Source organism: Plantibacter sp. RU18, from assembly GCF_050613355.1.
In the GTDB taxonomy this organism is placed as follows: Bacteria; Actinomycetota; Actinomycetes; order Actinomycetales; family Microbacteriaceae; genus Plantibacter.
The window spans coordinates 4,055,144-4,077,184 of the sequence record NZ_CP159618.1; the positions used below are offsets into that span (position 1 = coordinate 4,055,144).

Here is a 22,041-nt window from a genome sequence, read left to right on the forward strand (position 1 = left end):
AGGAGCGAACAGCATGGACTGGCTCGACAGCATCATCAAGACCTTCTTCGACTTCGACGCGATGTGGCAGGTGTTCCCGCAGCTGCTCGGCGTCGGGCTCGTCAACACACTCGTCATCTCCTTCGCCGCGACCGTCATCGGCGTCGTCCTCGGCATGATCATCGCCATCATGGGCATCTCGCCGTCCCGCTGGTTGCGGATCCCGGCACGGATCTACACGGACATCTTCCGAGGCCTGCCCACGATCCTCACCATCCTCCTGATCGGCCAGGGCTTCGCCCGGCTCAGCCAGCAGATCTTCGGCCCGTCGCCGTACCCCCTCGGCATCCTCGCGCTCAGCCTGATCGCGTCCGCCTACATCGGCGAGATCTTCCGCGCAGGCATCCAGAGCGTCGACCGCGGACAACTCGAGGCCTGCCGGGCACTCGGCATGAGCTACGGCAAGGCGATGCGCCTGGTCGTCGTCCCGCAGGGCATCCGCCGAGTACTCCCAGCCCTCGTCAACCAGTTCATCGCGATCGTGAAGGACTCGAGCCTCGTCTACTTCCTCGGTCTCCTCGTCTCCGAGCGCGAGCTGTTCCGTGTCGGGCAGGACGCCGCCGTCCTCACCGGCAACCTCTCCCCGCTGGTCATGGCCGGACTCTTCTACCTCGTCATCACCGTCCCACTCACCCACCTCGTCAACTACTTCGACAATCGGTTCCGCCTCGGTCGACGCAAGCCGACCCCGCCGAAGAGCGGCCTCGACGAACTCGACGACGTCCAGCCGCCGATGCCCATCACCACCGGGAGCAACACATGACCTACACCTCGCCCCTGCCCGTCACGGACGGTCAGTTCTATCGCGGAGCGAGCCTCGAGCTGCGCGACGTGACCATGGCCTACGGCGACATCGACGTCATCCGCGGCGTCAGTCTGACCGTCGAGCCCGGCACCACGACGTGCATCATCGGCCCGTCGGGCTCCGGCAAGTCGACACTGTTGCGCGGGGTCAACCGGCTGCATGACCCCAAGGGCGGCGACGTCCTCCTCGCCGGCGAGAGCGCCCTGCGGATGAAGCCCGAACGGCTGCGCACCCGCGTCGGCCTCGTGTTCCAGCACTTCAACCTCTTCCCGGACCACACCGCGTTGGAGAACGTCGCGCTCGCCCTGCGCAACGTCAAGGGCATGTCGAAGCGGGAGTCGCTGAGCGTCGCGGCCGATCGCCTGGCGGACGTCGGTCTCGCGGAACGTTCCGACCACCGTCCGCGGGACCTCTCCGGAGGCCAGCAGCAGCGCGTCGCAATCGCCAGGGCACTGGCGATGGAACCGGAGGTGATGCTCTTCGACGAAGCGACGAGCGCTCTCGACCCGGAGCTCGTCAAGGGCGTCCTCAACCTGATGGCGGGCCTCGCGCAGCGCGGTATGACGATGCTCGTCGTCACCCACGAGATGGGCTTCGCCCGCAAGGTGGCGGATCAGGTCGTCTTCATGGATGAGGGACTCGTCGTCGAGGCGGGAACGCCCGAGCAGCTGTTCGACCACCCCGCCAGCCCCCGGCTCCAGCGTTTCCTGTCGGAGGTGCTGTGATGACGACGCCCGTCGACGGTGGGGCCCGCACGATCCGTACTGCGATCATCGGGTTCGGCACCTCGGGTGCGGTCTTCCATGCGCCGTTCATCCACGCCGACCCAGCGTATTCGCTCGACGTCATCGTGACGGCCGACGCAGGACGACGAGCGGCGGCGCTGCAGCGGTACCCGGGCGTGCGCGTGGTCGAGAGCGTCGACGAGTTGTTCGCGAATGCTGGCGACCTCGACCTCGTGATCATCGGCTCACCGTCCGGCACACACACGTCGCTCGCGTCGGCAGCACTCGACGCCGGTCTGCACGTGGTGGTCGACAAGCCGTTCGCCGTGACCGCAGCCGAGGGCCGGGCCGTCCTCGATCGGGCGAGAGCGGTCGGCCGCTCCGTCACCGTGTTCCAGAACCGTCGGTGGGATGGAGACTTCCTGACCGTGAAGGCCCTGATCGACTCAGGGGCGCTCGGCAGTATCCACCGCTTCGAGTCACGCTTCGAGTGGTGGAAGCCGAGCCCTCCGGAGTCGTGGAAGACCGCGGCCACAGCGGCACAGGGCGGCGGGATCCTGTACGACCTCGGGACGCATGTCATCGACCAGGCGATCCTGCTGTTCGGCGAGGTCGACGAGGTGTCGTCCGAGCTTGGGACCGTCCGCCCCGGCGCAACGGCCGACGATGACGCGTTCGTCGCCCTGCATCACCGGTCAGGCGTCCGATCACACCTCTGGATGGGGTCGATGGTGGCGCAGGCAGGCCCGAGGTTCCGAGTGCTCGGCGACACCGGCGCCTACACCTCCTGGGGCCTCGACGGGCAGGAGCCCGCGCTCAAGGGAGGTGCGGACCCTCGCGACGACGGTTTCGGTCGCACGCCCGAAGACCAGTGGGGATCGATCGGCGTCGACGGGCGCAGCGAGCGCCATCCGACGGCCGACGGGGACTACGCGGCCTTCGCACGGCTGCTGGCCCGATCCATCCGCGAGGGCGAACCGCTGCCCGTCGATCCAGCGGACGCCCTGCGGGTCCTGGAGATCATCGAGTCCATCCACGCCTCCTCATCACCGAATGCACCATCAGAGCAGAAAGAGCAGACAGCATGAGCAGCAGCAGCCCGAACCGTCAGCGCGTCATCGTCATCGGCGGCGGCATCCTCGGCACGTCGAGCGCGGTGGCGCTCGCCAGACGCGGGGCCGATGTCACCCTCGTGACCGAGCAGGCCCTCGCGAGCGGAGCCTCGGGTCGATCCCTCGCCTGGCTCAACTCCGCGGCGAAGCGGTCGAGCGAATACCACGCGATCCGCGTGCTCGGCATCGACCGGTGGCGGACCTTCGCCGCACGGATCCCGAGCAGCGACTTCCTCCGCTTCGACGGTGCTCTCATGTGGGCGCCGGAGGGCGAGTCGTTCCGTGACATCTACGCATACGAACGAGCCATCGGGTACGACGCACGCTGGCTCGCGGTGGACGAGATCGCCCAGGCGACGCCGGGCGTCGATCCGAGTGCCGTCGCCTCGGAAGGGGCCATCTTCAACCCGGGCGAGGGGTGGGTGGATCTCCCGGCGGTGATCGATGTCCTGTCGCACGAACTCGTCGCTCTCGGTGGCTCGATCGTGTCCGGCACACGTGCCGAAGTGGTCTCGGTCGGCGGGCGTGCGATCGGCGCGGTCCTCTCGAACGGCGAACGCCTGTCCGCGGACGTCGTCCTCCTCGCCACGGGACCGGACGTTCCAGCGCAGCTCTCCGCCCTCGGGATCCCTGTCGGGGACGGGAGCCCGGCCGCATTCGTCGCGTTCACCAAGCCGGTCGACACGGAGCTCGTCGCCGTCCTGAACACACCGGACGTCGCAGTGCGTCGGACGCGTGACGGCGGGTTCGCCCTCGACTCGGCATGGTCGGAAGAGGAGATCGTCGTGCGCGACGACGGGTCGCTCCACATCGAGGAGTCGACCGTCGAGCGGCTCCTCGCCGAGGGATCGCGCGTCTTGGCCGGGCACCCCGTGCTCGAACTCGACCACATCGGTGCCGGCTACAAGCCGATCCCAGGCGACGGGGAGCCCGTCTTCGGCGAGGTGTCCCAGCTGCCCGGCCTGTTCGTCGCGTTCAGCCACAGCGGCGCGACCCTCGGGCTGATCGCCGGCGAGCTGCTCGCCGACGAGATCGTCGACGGCGAGCGTTCCGCGCTCCTCGAGACGTTCCGTCCCGGGCGGTTCGAAGCGGTCTCCGTCTCGGCGTGACCCCGAGTCACCCGAGACCGCGCGGGATCCGACGCAGGACCCCGTGCGGTCTCGGGTGGCTCAGGAGATGGCATGGCCACGGACTCGTGCTCGTGCTCGTGCTCGTGCTCGTGCTCGTGCTCGACGAGTGTCGCTACGCGGTGCGGCGCTTGCGGACCTCGCGCAGCACCATCTGCTCGGGGCAGACGGTCGAGAGGAAGTCACCCACGGAGAGCGCGAGGCGCTCACCGACGAGTGAATAGAGGATGCGATTGGCATCGCGTCGCTCGGAGACGAGGCCGGCCTGGCGCAGAACGCTCAGGTGGCGCGAGATGGTCGGGCCAGTCGCGTCGAACCGCGCTGCGATCTCCCCGGCGGCGAGTTCACCGTCCTTGAGGTCCTGAAGGATCTGCCGCCTCGTCGGGTGCGCGAGTGCAGCGAAGATGTCCGACGCCGTATCTGCCATGGAAGCAATTTAGCACGATTGCAAACTAGCTCCTCAGCAATATAGAGTTTAGCTACATTGCTAACAAGCGAAGGAGCGATCATGCGAGTGGCCATCACCGGCGGTACCGGATTCGTGGGGCGGCATCTGGCCGAGCGACTCCAGGCGGCAGGTCACGAGACGGTCCTGGTCTCGCGTCGAACCGGTGCGCCGATCACCGACGTCGACGCACTCACCGAGGCCTTCTCGGGCTGCCACGCGATCGCGCACTGCGCCGGCATCAACCGCGAGATCGGCGACCAGACCTTCGGCCTCGTGCACATCGAGGGCACCCGCGCCGTGGTCGAGGCCGCCCGCCGGGCCGCAGTGGGCCGGCTCGTGATGGTGAGCTTCCTCCGTGCCCGTCCGGACTGCGGCTCCGGCTATCACGAGACCAAGTGGGCTGCGGAGGAGATCATCCGTGGGTCAGGCATCCCGCACACCGTCCTGAAGTTCGGCATGATGTACGGCGCAGGGGACCACATGGTGGATCACGTCACCAAGGCGGTACGCACCTTCCCGATCTTCGCCACGGTCGGCTACTCCGAACGCCTCGTGCGTCCGGTTCCCGTCGCGGATGCGGTCGACGCGCTCGTCGCGGCCATCGAGGGGCGGGTCGAGGAATCGACGGTCGCGGTGATGGGTGCGGAGACGCTTCCGCTCGCTGCCGCAGTCCGTCGCATCGCACACGTCGCCGACCGTCGACCGCTCTACGTGCCGGTGCCGGTATGGTCGATCCGCATCCTCGCGCAACTGACGGAGTGGCTGATGCGGACACCGCTCGTCGCGAAGGCGCAGGCGCAGATGCTCGCGGAGGGGGTCAGCGAGGCAGCGCCACCGACGCCCGAGCTCCCGGAAGAGCTCCGGCCGGCGCGGCAGTTCACCGAGGATCGCATCCGCGCGGCACTGCCGGAGGGCCGATTCACGCTCGCCGACCTGCGGTTCATCGGCGGCGCACCCCGCTGAGGACAGTGTGTGGGCTCCGCCGCCCGCTTCCGGGCGGTCTCGGGCGGCTCAGCGCCCCGGCGGAGCCGTCGACTCGCGCTCGACGAGGGTCGTGGCGAGTTCGAGGTGGTGGGAGAACGGCCGCTCGCCGGCGTGGATGCGCAAGAGTGTCTCGACCGCCGCCCGACCGATGTCGTGCATCGAGGTGTGCACGGTGGTCAGCCGGGGCACCGTCTGCATCGCCGAGTAGGTGTCGTCGTACCCCACGACGCTGACGTCCTCCGGTACACGGAGCCCGGCGTCGACGACGGCTCGGACGACCGCGAACGCGTCGGCGTCGTTCGTGGCGAACACGGCCGTGGGCCGGTCGGGGAGCGTGAGGAACCGCTGAACGGCCGCTCCCGCCGTCCCCATGCCCTCCTCGGACACGAGGGCGGGATCATCCGGGATGCCCGCCGCGAGCAGTGCATCGCGATACCCGCCGAAGCGGGCGCGCAAGCCAGGATTCGCCGGATCGCCGCCCACGAAGCCGATGCGCCGGTGCCCCAGCCCGATGAGGTGTTCGGCCGCCTGCCGCCCGCCGGTCGAGTGGTTGGACCCGATGCTGGCGACCGAGCGGTCGAGCGGGTTCGGCGAGTCGACGGCGACGATCGTGATGCCGGCGTCGAGGCTCGCGTCGACCACGTCGGCGTCGATCACGGTGGTCACGACGATCATCCCGACATGCCCTCGCTCGGCGACCTCCTCGACGAACGCCCGGTCGAGGACGGTCCCACCAGCGACGGCGTCGAGGTCGACTGCCGCACCGGAGCGTCCGCCCGGAGAGGCACCCGGCGACAGGACGCGCGTCGCGAGGTCGATGCCGGCGATCTGCGCGGCGGCGACCATCCCGTCGAGCACGCGCAACGAGTACACGCTGACGAGGGTGTCGAACACGGCGGTGAGGCTGCGCGGTCGCACGGGTGGACTACGCCTGGTCGGGACGTACCCGAGCTCGCGGATGACGCGCTCGACGCGCACCCTGGTGGCCGCAGACATCCCCGGGCGACCATTGACCACCTTCGAGACCGTCGCCTTGGACACGCCCGCCCGCTCCGCGACGGAGGTGATGGTCGGGCCGGCGCTCGGCGTGCGTGCCATGGTGACCTCCGGGTGCGTCGTCGTGTGATGCCCATGGTAGCGAAACAGTTTCGTATCCGAGCGTTTGACCGTCGGGAAAGCCAGGTTCTAACCTCGACTGATTCTCGCCTCCCAGAGAAACAGTTTCGCGTCATCGCCTGCATCGGAGCACCCATGACCATCTCCCCGTTCACCAGCGACTGGATCGTGCGCGCACCGCGTGGCCCGTTCGCCGCCGTCCAGGGCGGAGCAGACGACTCGCTCGCGGTCACGCTGCCGCACGACGCCCTCCGCGACGCCGAACGGTCCCCCGACGCCCCCGCGAAGGGTGGCGCCGCCTATTACCCCGCCGGCGCCTTCAGCTATGTGAAGACATTCCAGGTACCCCAGGAGTGGGCCGGTCGCGTCGTCCGACTCGAGGTCCAGGGCGCGTTCCGGCACGCGATGGTCTCCGTGAACGACGAGTTCGCCGGCAATCGGGCCGATGGTTTCGCGCGCTTCTTCATCGAGCTGACGCCCTTCCTGCGCTTCGGCGAGACGAACACCCTGCGTATCGAGGTCCGGTCGGGGCAGGACACGCGCTGGTACGCGGGCGCGGGCCTCCATCGGCCGGTCCTCCTGCACGTGGACGAGCCGACCCACATCGAGCCGGACGGGGTCCGCATCACCACCGTCCGGATCGAGGAGGACCAGGCCGTCCTCGAGGTCGCGACGAACATCGCCAACCGTGGGCTCACCACCTCATCCCTGATGCTCGCCACCGAGCTCACCGGCCCCGACGGTTCCGTGGTCGAGGGCGACAGCACGCCTGTCACCGTCGCGCCGGGCCGCACGGCGCTCATCCGACAGCGCTTGTACGTGCAGGACCCCGCGCTCTGGAGTGTCGATTCGCCGGCGTTGTACTCCGCCCGTTCGGCGCTCAGCAGTCGCGACGCGGGAACCGGCACGGGCGACGCCGTCCACACGGTCCACGGCATCCGCACCGTCACCGTCGACCCGCGGAAGGGCCTGCTCATCAACGGCGAGCCGGTGCTCCTGCGCGGCGCCTGCATCCACAGCGACAACGGCCCCCTCGGCGCAGCGTCCATTGCTCGCGCGGAGGAACGCCGAATCCACCTCCTCAAGGAGGCCGGTTTCAACGCCATCCGTGCCGCCCACAACCCCGCGTCGCCCGCCATGCTCGACGTCTGCGACCGACTCGGCATGCTCGTCATGGACGAGGCCTTCGACATGTGGGGCCGGGGCAAGACGACGTACGACTACTCCCTCGACTTCGCCCAGTGGTGGCGGGCCGACCTCGAGTCGATGGTCGCGAAGGACGCGAACCACCCGAGTGTGATCATGTACTCGATCGGCAACGAGATCGTCGAGGTCGGCACGCCGCACGGTGCGGTCCAGGCACGCGACCTCGCCGAGCACGTGCGGTCGCTCGACCCGACCCGGCCGGTGACGAACGGCGTGAACGCGACCCTGTCGGTCCTCGACGACCTCGAGGCGATCATCGCCTCGGAGAAGGGCCTCAACGAGCTGATGGGTGAGGCCGGCGCCGGGATGATGAGTCTCATCGGCTCCTCCGATGCCGTCACGGAGCGCACGGCCGAGTCGAGCGCGGCGCTCGACGTCCTCGGCCTCAACTACGCCGACGGTCGGTATGCGAGCGACGCCGAGCTGTTCCCGCACCGCGTGATCGTCGGCTCCGAGACGTTCCCGACGCAGATCGGCGAGCTCTGACCACTGGTCGAGGCGAACCCGAATATCATCGGCGACTTCACCTGGACGGGCTGGGACTATCTCGGCGAGGTCGGCATCGGCGCGACCTCGTACGAGGAGGACCCGGAGGCGAACGGTGCGCTCGAACGAGAGTTCCCGTATCTCACGGCGTGGTGCGGCGACCTCGACATCACCGGCTGGCGTCGCCCGGTCTCGTACTACCGCGAGATCGTCTTCGGTCTCCGTACCGAGCCCGCGATCGCCGTGGTGCGCCCCGAGCGCCACGGTCAGACGGTGACGATGCAGTCGCCCTGGGCCTGGAGCGACTCGGTCGGCTCGTGGACCTGGCCGGGCTTCGAGGGTGCGCCGGTCACCGTCGAGGTCGCGGCGGATGCGGACGAGGTGGTGCTCCTGCTCGACGGTGTCGAGCTCGCGCGCGGCCCGGTCGGCGAACGGCGGCCCAAGCTCGCGAGCCTCGAGACCGTGTACCAGCCCGGGAGCCTCGAGGCGGTCGCGTACCGCGCGGGTGCCGAGGTCGGGCGGACGTCGCTCGCCTCGGCGGCAGGGCCGACGACGCTCGTCGTCACCGCAGACCGCACCGGGCTGCGCGCCGACGACACCGACCTCTCATTCCTCACGATCGAGCTTCGTGACGCGGCAGGCGTACTGATGACAGGTGCCGACCGGGAGGTCTCGGTTGCCGTGGACGGCGCCGGAGTGCTTGCGGGATACGGCACCGGTGCACCGAAGACGAGCGAGCGCTTCGACGCGACGACCCGGACGACCTTCGACGGACGAGCACTCGCGATCGTCCGTCCGACCGGAGTCGGCGCCGTCACGGTGACGATCACCTCCCCCGGCCTGTCCGACGTGGTCGTCCCCCTCGAGGTCCTGCCCGCCTGAACCGACGGTCAGGAGCGCATCGGGCCTCGGGACATCCCGTCGAAACCTGCGGCTCCGGGAGAGCGGACGCCCGAGACACGCCAGACTGGGGTTCCCATGGCATCCTCTCCTTCGCCGCGCAGTGACACCACATCGCTCCCGCCGCTCGCACCCGGCCCGCACAACAGCCGTCTCGGCGTCATCTCGATCATCGCCTGCTTCGGCGGGCTGCTCTTCGGCTACGACACCGGCGTGATCAACGGCGCGCTCCGCCCGATGACCGCCGAACTCGGCCTCACACCGTTCACGGAAGGGATCGTGACCAGCTCGCTCGTGTTCGCCGCTGCATTCGGCGCACTCGTCGCGGGGCGGCTCTCCGACAGCCGCGGTCGTCGTCCGACGCTCGTCCTGCTCGCCGTCCTGTTCTTCGTCGGCACGCTCGTCGTGGTCTGCACGCCCGGCTTCGAGATGCTCGTGGTCGGTCGAGTGCTCCTCGGCCTCGCCGTCGGTGGAGCCTCGACGGTCGTACCCGTCTACCTGGCGGAGCTGGCACCGCACGAGGTCCGCGGATCGATCACGGGCCGGAACGAGGTCGCGATCGTCATCGGCCAGCTTGCAGCCTTCATCGTCAACGCCGTCATCGGCAACGTGTTCAGCGAGGTCGACGGTGTCTGGCGCATCATGTTCGCGGTCTGCGCGCTGCCTGCCATCGCACTGTTCGTCGGCATGCTCCGGATGCCGGAATCGCCGCGCTGGCTCGTCGAGGAGGGCCGGCGTGACGACGCCCTCGCGGTTCTCCTGACAGTCCGCACCGACGATCGCGCCCGCGCCGAGCTCGATGACATCGTCTCCGTCGCCGCGACCCGGAGCGATGAGCCTCGGCTCGGCATCCTGGCCGTCCTGCGCAACCCCTGGCTCGTCCGCATCCTGCTGATCGGCATCGGCGTCGGCATCGCACAGCAGCTCACCGGCATCAACTCGATCATGTACTACGGCCAGACCGTGCTCGTCGAGTCGGGCTTCGAGGCGAGCACGGCGCTCATCGCGAACATCGCGCCTGGAGTCATCGCTGTTGTCGGCGGATTCATCGCGCTCACATACATGGACCGGCTCGATCGGAGGAAGACGTTCATCATCGGCTTCTCGCTCACGACGGCCTGCCACCTGCTGATCGGCGTCTGCTCGATGGCGCTCGACGTCGACGATCCGCTCCGTCCGTGGGTGATCCTGCTCCTCGTCGTCGCATTCGTCGGCTCGATGCAGACGTTCCTCAACATCGCCGTCTGGGTGTACCTCTCCGAGATCTTCCCCCTCCACATGCGAGGCATCGGCATGGGCGTGTCGATCTTCATGCTCTGGACCGCGAACGGCTTCCTGTCGCTGTACTTCCCGTCGATGGTCGCCGGTCTCGGTATCACCGGAACGTTCTTCGCGTTCGCCGGGGTCGGCCTACTGGCGCTGGTCTTCGTCGCGACGCAGCTTCCGGAGACCCGCGGCCGGACGCTCGAGGCGCTCGGAGCGGATGTGTCCTCCGGGGCGGTCTTCACCCGCGGTCATGATGCCGCCGCCGGCGAAGCCGAAAGCGATCGGCGCCCACAATAGGGACCGACACGAGGTGCGGCGGAGTTGGCACGTGCGGGCCGAGACGGTCTCGATGCCGAGCTGCGCCTGGCCGGAGTCGCGCGAATCGTGATCGCCGGGGTCGCGACGAGCTTCGTCGTCGAGTCGACCGCGCGTCAGGCCTTCGAGCTCGCGTTCGAGATGAGGGGCAGATTATCCCGGAGCGCATGTTGCACTAAAATATGTACAACCAACCTTGTGAATTCCACTGACACTCGGTGGCGGTAACGCTAGCGTTACCTGGTACGAGGACAGGGAGCCGACCATGGATTCGTTCTTCTGGTGGAACCTGTTGTTCATCGTTATGGTTGCCGGAATCATCGGTGTGATCATCGCGGGGGCACGCTGGTGGCGGCGGCGCAACCGGCCGACGGGCCAGCAACCTGCAGCTCAGGACGAACTGTAAGACCACGATTGCCCTCGGCGATTGAGGCCAGATAGCTGTCTGCGACAATCTCGTCAGAGACGGGCATCGGGCATGGCAATCAATTGGCCGCCGCCGCGGTCTTCGTGAGCGCGCGCCAGGTGAGCAGCATGAAGACGAGAGCGATCGCTGTCAACGCCGAGGCGACCCAGACCGGCGCGAGCAACCCCGACCCGGTCGAGAGCCCGAGCGCACCAAGCACCGGCCCAGCGGCAGCTCCGATGTTCAGCGCCGCAGTCGCGTAGGAACCGCCCATCGTCGGCGCACCCGACGATGCATACAGCACACGCGTGATCAGTGTGCTGCCGACGCCGAACGACAGGAAGCCCTGAACGAGGACGAGGACGATGAGCGCGACGGGATGGGATGCGACCATTGCCAACACGATCCACCCGGTCAGCAAGAGCGGTCCGCCGACTGCGAGCACGAGACCAGGTCGTTGATCTGAAATTCGTCCTGCGACCGTGACGCCCAGGAACGATCCGATGCCGAACACCACCAACGCGATAGACACCCACCCATCGGCCAAGCCTGCGGTCGTGGTCACGACGGGTGCCAGGAAGGTGAATGCCGCGAAGGTCCCTCCGTTGATCAGCGCCCCGAGCGCCATGGCCAGGAAGAGCCGCGGCTTCGCCAACTGACTGAGCTCGGAACGGAGCCGTGGTGGCGTCCCGCTGGCCGCGCTCCGACCAACGCTGTTCGTGACTCCGCGAATGACCCCGAAGGCCGCTGGAATGCAGAGGATGGCGATTGCCCAGAACGTCGTCCGCCAACCCAGCGCCGTGCCGAGCAGCGCTCCAGCGGGGACGCCCACGACGGTTGCGATCGTCGTGCCGGAGAGCAGGACCGACAGTGCGCGTCCCCTCTGGTTCGCTGGTACCAGGGCAGTGGCCGTGCTGAGTGCGACGGCGAGGAACCCTGCGTTTGCGAGCGCACTGAGCACCCGGGTGATGAGCAGGAGCGAGAACACGGGTGTCATCGCTCCGACGACGTGGCTTCCCGCGAACACGAGCAGGCAGACCGTCAATGTGCGTCGCGCTGGCCAGCGGCGGGCGAATGCCGCCATCACTGGTGCGCCGATGACCATCCCGACCGCGAATGCGGAGGTCAGCAGGCCCGCCGTGCCGACAGAGACGTCGAGTTCGGTCGCGATCGCGGGGAGCAATCCGGCGAGCATGAATTCTGATGTGCCCATGACGAAGACCGCCAGGGCAAGCATGTAGAGAGCGAAAGGCATCGAAGTACTCCGAGGTGTGAGATCAAGAAACGGTTCTTGTTGTCACAACGGCCAGCGCCCGGGTACGCCGAATGTACGCCCACAGATCGTGGGTGGCGTACCTAGTGGTTCACGGGGCTGGCGGTGTGACCGACAACCCCTGACCGGTCTGATTCGGGACTCGACATGCCCAAGACCCTACATGCCCTCGAAGTCAGTGCACGCTCCGCCTCAGTGCACGCTCCGCCTCAGTGCATGCTCCGCCTCAGCGACCGCTGCGGCTCAGTGGGGGTCGAGCTGGTTCAGGCGCGCCACGGTCTGGGCGTACGCGCCGCGGACCTCTGCATACCGGAGGAACTTCACGTTCTCGACCTGGATCTCGGTGGCATCGGGCTCGGCTTCGATGAGACCCATGACCTCGTCGACGAAGTCGTCGAGCGGCATCGCGAACGCGCTCTCCTCTTGGCCCGGCATGAGCGTGGTGCGCACGGCCGGCGGCACGAGTTCCAAGACGCCGACGCTCGTCCCGGCGTACTGCAGGCGCAGCGACTCGCTCAGCATGTGGATCGCCGCCTTCGACGCGTTGTAGGTGGGCGTGACCTGCAACGGGGTGAAGGCGAGACCCGAGGAGACGGTGACGATCGTCGAGTCCGGCCGCCCACGGAGCTGCTCGATGAATGCTCCGATGAGACGGATCGGCCCGAGGATGTTCGTTGTGACGATCTGCTCGGCGGAGTCGAGGAAGCCGTCGGGGGTGCTCCAGTCCTCGGCGCGCATGATGCCCGCCATCGTGACGAGCACGTTGAGCTCGGGATACTCGGCGATGACCTCGCGGGCCGCCGCCTCGATGCTCGCCGGGTCCGCCGTGTCGATGCGCACGGTCCCGACACCGGGGTTGTCTGCGGCGATCCGTTCGAGGAGTTCCGTCCGGCGTCCGCCGACGATGACGGTGTTGCCCGCCGCGTGGAGTCGCTGAGCGAGAGCCAGCCCGATGCCGCTTGTCGCACCGGGGATGAAGATGGTGTTTCCGTTGATCTGCATGTCGCAAGTCTTCGTCCGATGCGGAGTCGGTACCAGGCCGCGCCAATCCATGGATCCGCGATCCCTGGTTCGGCTCGCCGATCAGGCGGATACTCGTGGGATGGACCGTCCAGCGCTCGCCGATTTCCTCCTCAAGCACCGCTCGGCGCTCCAACCCGCCGATGTCGGCCTCAGCACGGGCGCACGGCGACGGACAGCGGGGCTCCGACGCGAGGAGGTCGCGCAGCTCGCGGCGATGTCGACCGACTACTACGCGAGGCTGGAGCAGCAGCGCGGTCCTCAGCCGAGCACCCAGATGCTCGGCGCGCTCGCCCGCGCGTTACGGCTGACCGCGGAGGAACGCGACTACCTGTATCGGATCGCAGGGCAGAACGCACCGACGCGACTCGCAGCGACCGATTTCGTCGCCCCGCCCCTGTTGCGCGTGCTCGACCGGCTGACGGACTCCCCCGCCCTCATCCTGTCGGCGCTCGGCGAGACGCTCGTGCAGAACGACGCGGCCCGCGCACTGTTCGGCGAGGCCGACCACCTCACGGGCTTCGAACGAAGCGCGATCTATCGCTGGTTCGTGCTGCCGGAGCAGGAGCGGCGCATGTATCCGCCGGATGACCGCGAGCGGCACAGTCGCGCGCAGGTCGCCTCCTTGCGGGCGGCGTATGGCTCGATGGGGGCGGAATCGCAGGCGGGCGAGATGGTCGCCGAGCTGTCCCGGCGCAGCGAGGAGTTCGTCCAACTGTGGGCGTCACACGAGGTCGGACGACGCTTCGAAGCCCACAAGGTGCTGATCCACCCGGAGATCGGGCCGCTCGAGCTCGACTGCCAGGCGCTGTTCACCGAGGACCAGTCGCAGGCGTTGCTCGTCCTGACCGCGGCCCCTCACAGCGATGCCGAGGGGAAGCTGAAGCTCCTCACCGTGCTCGGGACGCAGGCGTTCTCAAGCCGAACGGCTCACTGAGGACAGCAACACGTAGGTCCCTTCCATCGACACCAGGACGATGGGCTCCGATGTGATCATGGACGCCAGGCACGACATCAGAGTCTTGTATTCTTGATGGAGATGCGCTTTGCTGTACGACGAAACCCACATCCAACAGGCGTCCACAACAGTTCACACCGCAATCGAGAGGTCGCCATGACCAGCGCCCGCGTCCTGCATTCAAACCCATGGTTCTCGGTCATCGCGACCCAGGTCGGAACACAGTCCTGGTATCGCGTGCATCGAGCCGACAGCGCCATGGTCGTGGGGACCACACCCGGCGGCGGACTTCTGATGCTCCGCGGACGACGGGACACCACAGGGGAGCACCCACTCCTCGAGTTCCCGTGCGGAGGCATCGAAGCCGACGAGTCGTCCGAGGACGCGGCAGCGCGGGAAACGCTCGAAGAATCCGGGTACCGGACGAAGCACCTGCGTCTGATCGGGTCATGCGTCGAGAGTCCCGGCATCAGTCCCGCCGTCTGCTACTTCTTTCAGGCCGACGTCGAACTCGAGCGCTCCGCGGCCCTCGAAGCTGGCGAAGAATGGATACCTGAGATCATCAGCCCCGGCAGCCTGCGAGACCGCATTCACAACGGAGAGATCCGCGACGGCGGCTCACTCGCCGCAGCCGCTCTCCTGCTGAGTCAGAATGGCTGATCCTCAAACGCGCTACTTGGACCCAGAGACCGGTCTCGGCATACCGATGCCGGACGGTATCCGAATACGTCTCTTCACATGGATGGGGACCTCTGCCCTCGGCCTATCGCCCACTGTTCGGTAGCGTCGACAGCATGAATCGCCGAACCAGAGCCTCGATCCTCGCCGTCCTCATCTCCGCGACAGCACTCCTCTCGGGGTGCTCCAGCACCCAGCCAGCCCCGGAAGATGCACTTGCGATCGGCACCGGCATCCCTGTCGAGGTCGGCGCTGGTGTCGAGATGTCGTTCGCGATCGACGACGTCCGCCAGGGCGAGGTGAGCGACCTCTCGGCGATGGGCGTGCAGACACCATCGTCCGTCGAGGGCAAGACACCGTACTTCGTCACGTACTCGATCACGCTCACCGACGGCGACATCGCGGACGCCGACCGCGACGCCCTGCCGGTGCCCGCGGCCGAGGATTGGACACTGCACGGTGATGGAGCGTACGAGCCGATGAAGGTCTACGGGCAGTTCGACTGCACGAAGGACGGCAGCGGGTCGAACGCCGTCTCGCCAGATGCGCCGCTCGTCGGCTGCCAGGTGTTCCTCGGCAAGGCCGATGCGCTGCCGACGGCGGTCGAGGTCAAGGATCGTGGCGTCTGGACGACGAAGGACTAGCCGCCCACCCCTGAGCTGGCCAAGAATGCACGTTTTCGCGTCGAAAGCGTGCATTTTCGGGTAACTCCGGGGTAGTGTCTGCTGTGCGATAAACGAACGGCATGTTCTTATATCGAATTCCGACAAAAAAGTGAGGAATCGATGCAGTTCCACCACCATGGCTACGTCTCCGGCGACCCGCGCGTCCTCCCGGCGGCCGGCGTCGGCATCGACCGCCCGGACGAGCTTCCCGACGAGGTCGACGTCCTCATCGTCGGCAGCGGCCCGGCCGGCATGATCGCCGCCGCCCAACTCTCACGGTTCCCGGGCATCACCACCCGCATCGTCGAGCGCCGTCCGGGTCGACTCGCGATCGGCCAGGCCGACGGCATCCAGGCCCGCAGCGTCGAGACCTTCGACGCCTTCGGGTTCGCCGAGCGCATCACGGCCGAGGCCTACCGGATCAGCGAGATGGCGTTCTGGAAGCCCGACGTCGAGGACCCCGGTCGTATCGTCCGGACCGGGCGACCGCTCGACGACACCACGGGCGTCAGCGAATACCCGCACCTCATCGTGAATCAGGCGCGCGTGCTCGACTACTTCGCGGAGTACATGGCCAACGCACCGACCCGGATGCGCCCCGACTACGGGTACGACTTCCGCGGGCTGGCGGTCGAACAGGACACCGAGTACCCGGTCGTCGTGACGCTCCGCCACACCGACGGCGAGCGCGCTGGCCAGGAGCGCACCGTCCGCGCGAAGTACGTCATCGGTGCAGACGGGGCGCGAAGCGCGGTCCGTCAGTCGATCGGTTGTACGCTCGCCGGCGACCAGGCGAACCACGCGTGGGGCGTGATGGACGCCCTCGCGGTCACCGACTTCCCCGACATCCGCACCAAGTGCGCGATCCAGTCCGGTTCTGGCGGCAGCATCCTGCTCATCCCGCGCGAGGGCGGTCACCTGTTCCGCATGTACGTCGACCTCGGTGAGGTGCCGGAGGGTGGAGGCGGGGCGGTCCGCGCGACCACGATCGAACAGATCATCGAGCACGCGAACGCGATCCTGAGCCCGTACACCCTCGATGTGAAGGATGTGGCGTGGCACAGCGTCTACGAGGTCGGCCATCGACTCACCGATCGCTTCGACGACATCCCACTGGACGAGATCGGCACGCGCACCCCTCGCGTGTTCATCACCGGCGACGCTTGCCACACGCACAGCGCGAAGGCGGGCCAGGGCATGAACGTCTCCATGCAGGATGGATTCAACCTCGCCTGGAAACTCGGTCACGTCCTGGAGGGACGCAGCCCGGAGAGCCTGCTCGCGACGTATTCGGCGGAGCGTCAGGTGGTCGCTCAGAACCTCATCGACTTCGACCGCGAATGGTCGGGGCTCATGGCGAAGCGACCAGAGGATTTCGCCGACCCGTCCGAGCTCGAGGACTTCTACGTGCGGACCGCCGAGTTCCCCGCTGGATTCATGACGGAGTACACACCCTCTGCGATCGTCGGTGACGGCCGCCACCAGGCGCTCGCGACCGGGTTCCCGATCGGGAAACGCTTCAAGTCGGCGCTGACGACGAGGGTCGCGGACGGCAACGTCACGCACCTTGGCCACCATGCGACGGCCGATGGCCGCTGGCGGATCTACGTCTTCGCCGATGAGGCCCTCCCGGGCGACGGGGAGGCAGCCGAGCTCGCTGCCTGGCTGCATGGATCGCCGGAGTCACCGCTGCAGGCGGTCCCGGCCGGCGTTCTCGCCGACGACTGGTTCGACGTGAAGGTCGTGCACCAGCAGCGGCACACCGAGATCGACCTCGGCACTGTGCCGCCGGTGTTCCTGCCCCATGTCGGCCCGTTCGAGCTGATCGACTACGAGAAGGTCTACGCGCGCCACCACGAGGTCGACATCTTCGCGGAGCGAGGCATCGACCGCGCTGGTGCCATCGTCGTCGTCCGGCCGGACCAGTACGTGGCGCACGTGCTGCCGCTCACGTCGACGGCCGAGCTCGCGGCGTTCTTCGACGGCGTGATGGGCCGGCAGGCGACAACGGCGACCGTCTGATCGTCAGCCGAGCTCGGCGTCGATGTCAGCGAGGTCCAACACGAAGCGGTACCGGACGTCGTTTCTGGCCAGCCGGTCAAGCGCGACGTCCACTTCGTCAGCACGGACGAGCTCGACGTCGGCCGTCACACCATGGGTGCCGCAGAAGTCGAGGAGGTCCTGCGTCCACCGGTGACCGCCGCTCCCAGCCGAAGTCAGTCGCTTCCGGCCCAGGAGCAGATCCAGGGTCTGGATATTGATCGGGCCGAGGTAACCGAGCGAGCAGAGCGTCCCGTCGAGGTCGAGGATGCGGAGGTACGGCGTGAGATCGTGCTCGACCGAGACCGTGTCGATGACGAGGTCGAGGCTGCCGGCCACCGCAGCCATGGCGTCGGCGTCGGTCGAAACGACCACACGTGATGCCCCGAGCCGCAGCGCATCGGTCGCCTTGCCCTCGGACGTCGTGAAGACGGTGACGTCCGCACCGAGCGCAGAGCCAAGCCGGACCGCCAGGTGACCGAGACCACCGAGGCCGACGACTCCGAGCCGCGTCCCCTCCCCGACATCGTTGGTGCGGAGCGGCTCCCACACGGTGATGCCCGCGCACATCAGGGGTGCGACGCCGGCCGGGTCCAGGGAGAGCGGGCGATGGTAGACGAAGGTGTCGCGCACAACGTAGCGTCCGGAGTAGCCACCGATCGTCATGCTGCCATCGACGCGGTCCTTGCCGCCGTAGGTGAGCGTGGGGAACTCCGCGCAGAAGTTCTCCTGGCCGCGCAGACACATCGGGCAGGTGCCGCACGAGTCGACGATGTTGCCGACGGCGACCGCATCGCCGGGAGCGAAGGTCGTCACGTCGGAGCCGACCGCGACGACCTCGCCGACGAACTCGTGGCCGGGGACGAGTCCGGCTTCCGGTCCCGCGGTGGCGAGCGCGTGCAGGTCGCTGTGGCAGACGCCGCAGTGTGTGGCCCGGACGTCGACATCGTTCGGTCGGAGATCGCGGCGCTCGATGACGGTCTGCTGGAGCGACCGGGGAGAGGCGGTGGACATGAGGGCGGTTGTGCGCATGGATCCGATACTACCTACTAGTTGGTAGTATCGATACACTCGATCAATGAACACCGCGGAACAGACTCGTCAGCGCATCCTCGACGCCGCGACCGAGGAGTTCGCCACCCATGGCATCGCCGGCGCGCGGGTGGACCGCATAGCCCAGCGGTCGGGTATGAGCAAACCGATGATCTATGCCTATTACGGCGCGAAGGAGCAGCTCTTCGACACCGTCTTCCACGCACATGTCATCGCCAACAGCGACCGTGTCCCGTTCACCGCGGCCGAGCTACCCGACTACGCGGCCCGACTCTACGACGACTACCTTGCCGACCCGGCGCTCGCCCGCCTCGTGATGTGGAAGCGGCTCGAGCGCGAGAGCACCGGCTACCTCTTCGCCGGCCTCGAGGACCACGACCTCCGCCACCTCAGAGACATCGAGACGGAGCAGCGAGCCGGAACGATCCGCGCCGACCTCGACCCGGCCGACATCTGGGCGCTGCTCATCTCGACGGCGGCGACCTGGGCGCAGGGGTCCATGACGGTTGTCGCCACGTCCGCAGATGCGACCGAGTTGCACCGACGACGGCGCACAGCGCTGGCCGAGATGATCCGCGCAGGCCTCTGCTCCCACTGATGCAGCGCCACCGCCATCTTGTAGACGGGACCACGCTGAGGTCTTCGACTGACCATCTCGAATGTCAGTGGTCCGTGATGGACTGGAGTCATGTCGAGCACTGCCCACGATCACCCCCGAGACACCGTCGCGGCGCGCTTCGCCGCGTTCTCAGAGCGCCTCGTCGGGATCGAGCGACGACAGGCGGCGCTCGACGCCGAGACAGCGCAGCTTCTGGCCGAGGCTGCTGCCTACGCAGACCTGACGGTCGAGTCCGTCGTCCCCGTCGGAACACCCCCGGCTGAGGCGCGCGCGTTGGCACGGCGGTCGATCTGCGCGATGCTCGCCATGGCCGTCCGCACACCCGAGCAGACGATGCAACGACGCATCACGGACGCCGAGGCGCTCATCGACCAGGCCCCCGCCGCGCTCGACTCGCTCATGAGCGGACGGATCTCCGCCGCGCACACGCGGGTCATCACCGATCAGCTGCGCGACCTTCCCGTCGAAGCCCGCGCGTCGCTGCTGGCACAGCTGCTCCCGGTCGCAGAGCGCACGACGGCTGCCCGGTTGAAGCAACGCGCCAGAACGCTCCGTGAGCGCGTGCATCCCACGTCGATCCAGGTCAGGGTGGCACGCGCGGAGACCGGCCGCCGGGTCGAGATGGAGCCCGCGACCGACGGCATGGCGTGGCTGCACCTGTTCACCACAGCGACCATCGCGCAGGGCGTCAGCGAACGGCTGGATGCCATCGCGACTGCGGCGCAGGTACTCGGCGACGACCGCACGCTCGCCCAGTTGCGCGCTGATGCACTCTCGGAGCTCGCCGTCAGCGGCACCACCGCGCCCGCCGCGTCGACGACGTCAGGCGCCGGCACGACCGAGTCGGGCACGCCGCTCGCAGCCGAACTGGTCGCACGCCACGTCGCCGTCGAGGCGAGCATGCACGCGACCGTGCAGGTCACGGTTCCCGCCCTCACCCTCCTGGGTGTCGAGGACGCACCCGGCAGCCTCGACGGCTACGGCCCGATCGACCCCGACACCGCGGCCCGCCTCGCAGTCAGTGCGCCGACGATGATCCGTGTGCTCACCCATCCGGAAACCGGCGCGGTGCTCTCGGTCGGCCGTGACCGCTATCGGGTTCCGGCCGATCTCCAACGAGTCGTGCGCCTGCGAGACGCCACCTGTCGGGCTCCGGGTTGCAACCGCCGCGCGCGAGCCTGCGACCTCGACCATTCGGTCGCCTGGGATGCGGGCGGCACAACGAGTGTCGGTAACCTTGCCTGCCTCTGCAGACATCACCACCGCATGAAGCATCTCACCGGCTGGGACCTCGACCACGAAGCAGGCGGCTCACTCACCTGGACGAGCCCCGACGGCCGGACGCATCACACCGAACCCGACCCGGGCTCATGGCCGCCTCCCGTCGGACCGATGACGAGGCAGTTCGCAGCGCCACGAGGATGAGCACGACGGCCGCCCCAGCAGTGAGCGCGGATGTCCCGACGACGAGCAGCAGCACCACCGCGAGCAGTGCGACGATCGTCGCGCCGACGATGCGGCGAGGTGACGCGGTGGCTGTCGGCATCGGCACCGCCTCGATCCGCGAGAACACCATGGCGACCGCCGCGGTCAGGCCGAGCGCGGCCACCACCCAGAGTGGTCGCCCGAGCCACCAGACCGCACTGTCGGGCGCCGGGAGCACGAACCCGGTCGCCAACGCGAACACCGCGGATGCCCCGGCCATCGCGAGCAGCACCGGCATGTGCCAGAGGTAGATGGTCATCGTGCGTCGCGTGACGAACGCGGTGAAGCTCGCAACGCGCGGACGCTCACTGACCCGAGCCAGGCGGGCCCGGAACAGCGACAGCGCGGCAGTGTGCGCGATGCCGACGAGGAACAGTGCGGTCGTCGGTGGGTTGATGTTCGCGACGAGATCGGCGGAGTACACGCCGGCGGCGCAGGCGACCGCGAGAACGACCACGGCACCGACCCCGACGAGCACCCGGGTTCTGCGGCTCGAGCCATCGATCGTTCCGTCGGCGAGGGAGAACCCGAGCTGCTGCAGCGCCGCCCAGACGAACAGCAGGTTGATGAAGCCGAATCCGTCGACCCCCGTCGCAGCGCGCAGTACGTCGACGAGCACCGCGGTCGTGGCCAGCGCACCGATCGTCATCAGTGGAGCCCGGTCGTGCGCTGCGGCGAGCGCCGGGAGCAGCGCCTGACAGCACAGGAACACTCCGAGGAACCACAGCGGCTGGCCGTACCGGAAGCCGGCCATGGTGACGAGGTCCGCCGGCACCCCGGCAGCCGCGAGGAGCACGAGTCCCGCGCCGACGACGCCGATCGTGACGACGGCCGGCAGCATGAGCCGATGGAGGCGCCCTGCGACGAACGCGATCGCGGACCAGCCCTGCGCCCGTTGGCGCCGGTAGGCGAGCAGGCCCGCGAATCCGCCGATCACGAAGAACAGGGGCATCACCTGCAGCACCCAGCTGACGGGCGCGATCCAGGCCGTCCTGTCACTCACGTTCTCGAACAGCGGGCGCCCGTCGACCACCGTGACGCCGACCATCATGGCGTGGAGGACGACGACGCCGATGACGCAGCACGCACGCACGAGGTCGATGCCGGTGTCGCGGCCGCTCTGACGCCGCTGATTCGGTTCGACGCGGGTGAGCGGCGCTGGTGCTGGCGCTGGTGCTAGTGCTGGTGCGGTGATGGCCATGACGGTCCTCCTCGGTGGTGTCCGAGGAGGTTATGGAGGCGGTGTGGCGCGGTACATCACCCGGTGGTGCCGCAGCGCCCCCTACGGCGGAGGGAGGGCGCCGTCGAGCAGGAG

22 protein-coding genes are annotated in these 22,041 nt (G+C 68.1%); 16 read left to right on the top strand and 6 right to left on the bottom strand.

The window, feature by feature from the left end:
• Window positions 1-13: 13 nt before the first annotated feature.
• From ABMA10_RS19295 to ABMA10_RS19310, 4 genes are read left to right on the top strand one after another with little or no spacing between them, the layout of a single operon-like run.
• Entirely contained in the window at window positions 14-802 is a 789-nt protein-coding gene (locus ABMA10_RS19295) for an amino acid ABC transporter permease (RefSeq protein ID WP_431030872.1), read from the top strand.
• The gene (locus tag ABMA10_RS19300) at window positions 799-1,569 is read left to right on the top strand and encodes an amino acid ABC transporter ATP-binding protein (protein WP_347867675.1); all 771 of its coding nucleotides are present in this window, start codon (window positions 799-801) and stop codon (window positions 1,567-1,569) included. The genes ABMA10_RS19295 and ABMA10_RS19300 overlap by 4 nt, the downstream gene beginning before the upstream one ends.
• Window positions 1,569-2,657 carry a Gfo/Idh/MocA family protein gene (locus ABMA10_RS19305; RefSeq protein ID WP_347867676.1) on the top strand — a complete coding sequence of 363 codons (1,089 nt, stop codon included), beginning with the start codon at window positions 1,569-1,571 and terminating at the stop codon, window positions 2,655-2,657. Before ABMA10_RS19300 ends, ABMA10_RS19305 begins: the two co-directional genes overlap by 1 nt.
• Window positions 2,654-3,790: an NAD(P)/FAD-dependent oxidoreductase gene (locus ABMA10_RS19310; protein ID WP_347867677.1), complete on the top strand. Its 1,137-nt coding sequence runs from the start codon at window positions 2,654-2,656 to the stop codon at window positions 3,788-3,790. Before ABMA10_RS19305 ends, ABMA10_RS19310 begins: the two co-directional genes overlap by 4 nt.
• Before the next feature lie 133 nt (window positions 3,791-3,923).
• Here the strand turns inward: ABMA10_RS19310 and ABMA10_RS19315 are convergent, their stop codons facing one another.
• Window positions 3,924-4,235 (bottom strand): metalloregulator ArsR/SmtB family transcription factor, encoded by a 312-nt coding sequence (locus ABMA10_RS19315; RefSeq protein ID WP_064295846.1) that lies wholly within the window; start codon window positions 4,233-4,235, stop codon window positions 3,924-3,926.
• 81 nt (window positions 4,236-4,316) lie between these two features.
• Here ABMA10_RS19315 and ABMA10_RS19320 point away from each other — a divergent pair, with 81 nt between their 5' ends.
• A complete protein-coding gene (locus tag ABMA10_RS19320; RefSeq protein WP_347867678.1) occupies window positions 4,317-5,219 on the top strand; it encodes an NAD-dependent epimerase/dehydratase family protein in 903 nt (300 codons plus the stop codon).
• A gap of 48 nt (window positions 5,220-5,267) precedes the next feature.
• Here ABMA10_RS19320 and ABMA10_RS19325 read toward each other — a convergent pair whose 3' ends face one another.
• A complete protein-coding gene (locus ABMA10_RS19325; protein ID WP_347867679.1) occupies window positions 5,268-6,338 on the bottom strand; it encodes a LacI family DNA-binding transcriptional regulator in 1,071 nt (356 codons plus the stop codon).
• 153 nt (window positions 6,339-6,491) lie between these two features.
• Here ABMA10_RS19325 and ABMA10_RS19330 point away from each other — a divergent pair, with 153 nt between their 5' ends.
• The 5 genes from ABMA10_RS19330 to ABMA10_RS19350 all read left to right on the top strand — a co-directional run bounded on the left by ABMA10_RS19330 (window position 6,492) and on the right by ABMA10_RS19350 (window position 10,935).
• Window positions 6,492-8,048 (top strand): glycoside hydrolase family 2 protein, encoded by a 1,557-nt coding sequence (locus ABMA10_RS19330; RefSeq protein WP_347867680.1) that lies wholly within the window; start codon window positions 6,492-6,494, stop codon window positions 8,046-8,048.
• 279 nt (window positions 8,049-8,327) lie between these two features.
• The gene (locus ABMA10_RS19335; protein WP_347867762.1) at window positions 8,328-8,930 is read left to right on the top strand and encodes a DUF4982 domain-containing protein; all 603 of its coding nucleotides are present in this window, start codon (window positions 8,328-8,330) and stop codon (window positions 8,928-8,930) included.
• Window positions 8,931-9,026: 96 nt separating this feature from the next.
• Entirely contained in the window at window positions 9,027-10,511 is a 1,485-nt protein-coding gene (locus ABMA10_RS19340; RefSeq protein WP_347867681.1) for a sugar porter family MFS transporter, read from the top strand.
• Window positions 10,512-10,535: 24 nt separating this feature from the next.
• Entirely contained in the window at window positions 10,536-10,757 is a 222-nt protein-coding gene (locus ABMA10_RS19345) for an isochorismatase family protein (RefSeq protein WP_414693643.1), read from the top strand.
• Between the two features lie 37 nt (window positions 10,758-10,794).
• Window positions 10,795-10,935: a hypothetical protein gene (locus ABMA10_RS19350; RefSeq protein ID WP_347867682.1), complete on the top strand. Its 141-nt coding sequence runs from the start codon at window positions 10,795-10,797 to the stop codon at window positions 10,933-10,935.
• Window positions 10,936-11,014: 79 nt separating this feature from the next.
• Here ABMA10_RS19350 and ABMA10_RS19355 read toward each other — a convergent pair whose 3' ends face one another.
• Together ABMA10_RS19355 and ABMA10_RS19360 are read right to left on the bottom strand one after the other, a co-directional pair.
• Complete coding sequence (locus ABMA10_RS19355) at window positions 11,015-12,190, bottom strand: Cmx/CmrA family chloramphenicol efflux MFS transporter (protein WP_347867683.1); 1,176 nt, start codon at window positions 12,188-12,190, stop codon at window positions 11,015-11,017.
• Window positions 12,191-12,451: 261 nt separating this feature from the next.
• Window positions 12,452-13,210, bottom strand: coding sequence for an SDR family oxidoreductase (locus ABMA10_RS19360; RefSeq protein ID WP_347867684.1), 759 nt, complete (start codon window positions 13,208-13,210; stop codon window positions 12,452-12,454).
• A 100-nt stretch (window positions 13,211-13,310) separates the two neighbouring features.
• On the opposite strand from ABMA10_RS19360, the gene ABMA10_RS19365 reads away from it, so the two are divergent.
• The 4 genes from ABMA10_RS19365 to ABMA10_RS19380 all read left to right on the top strand — a co-directional run bounded on the left by ABMA10_RS19365 (window position 13,311) and on the right by ABMA10_RS19380 (window position 17,551).
• The gene (locus tag ABMA10_RS19365) at window positions 13,311-14,165 is read left to right on the top strand and encodes a helix-turn-helix transcriptional regulator (protein ID WP_431030873.1); all 855 of its coding nucleotides are present in this window, start codon (window positions 13,311-13,313) and stop codon (window positions 14,163-14,165) included.
• A gap of 177 nt (window positions 14,166-14,342) precedes the next feature.
• On the top strand, window positions 14,343-14,846 hold the full coding sequence (locus ABMA10_RS19370) for an NUDIX hydrolase (RefSeq protein WP_347867686.1): 504 nt from the start codon (window positions 14,343-14,345) through the stop codon (window positions 14,844-14,846).
• Window positions 14,847-14,980: 134 nt separating this feature from the next.
• Window positions 14,981-15,508: a hypothetical protein gene (locus tag ABMA10_RS19375; RefSeq protein ID WP_347867687.1), complete on the top strand. Its 528-nt coding sequence runs from the start codon at window positions 14,981-14,983 to the stop codon at window positions 15,506-15,508.
• Between the two features lie 141 nt (window positions 15,509-15,649).
• Window positions 15,650-17,551, top strand: coding sequence for an FAD-binding monooxygenase (locus ABMA10_RS19380; protein WP_347867688.1), 1,902 nt, complete (start codon window positions 15,650-15,652; stop codon window positions 17,549-17,551).
• 3 nt (window positions 17,552-17,554) lie between these two features.
• Here ABMA10_RS19380 and ABMA10_RS19385 read toward each other — a convergent pair whose 3' ends face one another.
• Window positions 17,555-18,601, bottom strand: a complete 1,047-nt coding sequence (locus tag ABMA10_RS19385; RefSeq protein ID WP_347867689.1) for an NAD(P)-dependent alcohol dehydrogenase — start codon at window positions 18,599-18,601, stop codon at window positions 17,555-17,557.
• A gap of 46 nt (window positions 18,602-18,647) precedes the next feature.
• Here ABMA10_RS19385 and ABMA10_RS19390 point away from each other — a divergent pair, with 46 nt between their 5' ends.
• Window positions 18,648-19,220: a TetR family transcriptional regulator gene (locus ABMA10_RS19390; RefSeq protein ID WP_347867690.1), complete on the top strand. Its 573-nt coding sequence runs from the start codon at window positions 18,648-18,650 to the stop codon at window positions 19,218-19,220.
• Window positions 19,221-19,310: 90 nt separating this feature from the next.
• Window positions 19,311-20,666: an HNH endonuclease signature motif containing protein gene (locus ABMA10_RS19395; protein ID WP_347867691.1), complete on the top strand. Its 1,356-nt coding sequence runs from the start codon at window positions 19,311-19,313 to the stop codon at window positions 20,664-20,666.
• Here the strand turns inward: ABMA10_RS19395 and ABMA10_RS19400 are convergent.
• Entirely contained in the window at window positions 20,557-21,927 is a 1,371-nt protein-coding gene (locus ABMA10_RS19400) for an acyltransferase family protein (protein WP_431030874.1), read from the bottom strand. The genes ABMA10_RS19395 and ABMA10_RS19400 overlap by 110 nt on opposite strands.
• Between the last annotated feature and the right edge of the window lie 114 nt (window positions 21,928-22,041).

Excerpts from the sequence above, each read along its gene's own strand:
- ABMA10_RS19295 (WP_431030872.1), top strand. The coding sequence starts at position 14 with ATGGACTGGCTCGACAGCATCATCAAGACCTTCTTCGACTTCGACGCG.
- ABMA10_RS19300 (WP_347867675.1), top strand. The coding sequence starts at position 799 with ATGACCTACACCTCGCCCCTGCCCGTCACGGACGGTCAGTTCTATCGC.
- ABMA10_RS19305 (WP_347867676.1), top strand. The coding sequence starts at position 1,569 with ATGACGACGCCCGTCGACGGTGGGGCCCGCACGATCCGTACTGCGATC.
- ABMA10_RS19310 (WP_347867677.1), top strand. The coding sequence starts at position 2,654 with ATGAGCAGCAGCAGCCCGAACCGTCAGCGCGTCATCGTCATCGGCGGC.
- ABMA10_RS19315 (WP_064295846.1), bottom strand. The coding sequence starts at position 4,235 with ATGGCAGATACGGCGTCGGACATCTTCGCTGCACTCGCGCACCCGACG.
- ABMA10_RS19320 (WP_347867678.1), top strand. The coding sequence starts at position 4,317 with ATGCGAGTGGCCATCACCGGCGGTACCGGATTCGTGGGGCGGCATCTG.
- ABMA10_RS19325 (WP_347867679.1), bottom strand. The coding sequence starts at position 6,338 with ATGGCACGCACGCCGAGCGCCGGCCCGACCATCACCTCCGTCGCGGAG.
- ABMA10_RS19330 (WP_347867680.1), top strand. The coding sequence starts at position 6,492 with ATGACCATCTCCCCGTTCACCAGCGACTGGATCGTGCGCGCACCGCGT.
- ABMA10_RS19335 (WP_347867762.1), top strand. The coding sequence starts at position 8,328 with ATGCAGTCGCCCTGGGCCTGGAGCGACTCGGTCGGCTCGTGGACCTGG.
- ABMA10_RS19340 (WP_347867681.1), top strand. The coding sequence starts at position 9,027 with ATGGCATCCTCTCCTTCGCCGCGCAGTGACACCACATCGCTCCCGCCG.
- ABMA10_RS19350 (WP_347867682.1), top strand. The coding sequence starts at position 10,795 with ATGGATTCGTTCTTCTGGTGGAACCTGTTGTTCATCGTTATGGTTGCC.
- ABMA10_RS19355 (WP_347867683.1), bottom strand. The coding sequence starts at position 12,190 with ATGCCTTTCGCTCTCTACATGCTTGCCCTGGCGGTCTTCGTCATGGGC.
- ABMA10_RS19360 (WP_347867684.1), bottom strand. The coding sequence starts at position 13,210 with ATGCAGATCAACGGAAACACCATCTTCATCCCCGGTGCGACAAGCGGC.
- ABMA10_RS19365 (WP_431030873.1), top strand. The coding sequence starts at position 13,311 with ATGGACCGTCCAGCGCTCGCCGATTTCCTCCTCAAGCACCGCTCGGCG.
- ABMA10_RS19370 (WP_347867686.1), top strand. The coding sequence starts at position 14,343 with ATGACCAGCGCCCGCGTCCTGCATTCAAACCCATGGTTCTCGGTCATC.
- ABMA10_RS19375 (WP_347867687.1), top strand. The coding sequence starts at position 14,981 with ATGAATCGCCGAACCAGAGCCTCGATCCTCGCCGTCCTCATCTCCGCG.
- ABMA10_RS19380 (WP_347867688.1), top strand. The coding sequence starts at position 15,650 with ATGCAGTTCCACCACCATGGCTACGTCTCCGGCGACCCGCGCGTCCTC.
- ABMA10_RS19385 (WP_347867689.1), bottom strand. The coding sequence starts at position 18,601 with ATGCGCACAACCGCCCTCATGTCCACCGCCTCTCCCCGGTCGCTCCAG.
- ABMA10_RS19390 (WP_347867690.1), top strand. The coding sequence starts at position 18,648 with ATGAACACCGCGGAACAGACTCGTCAGCGCATCCTCGACGCCGCGACC.
- ABMA10_RS19395 (WP_347867691.1), top strand. The coding sequence starts at position 19,311 with ATGTCGAGCACTGCCCACGATCACCCCCGAGACACCGTCGCGGCGCGC.
- ABMA10_RS19400 (WP_431030874.1), bottom strand. The coding sequence starts at position 21,927 with ATGGCCATCACCGCACCAGCACTAGCACCAGCGCCAGCACCAGCGCCG.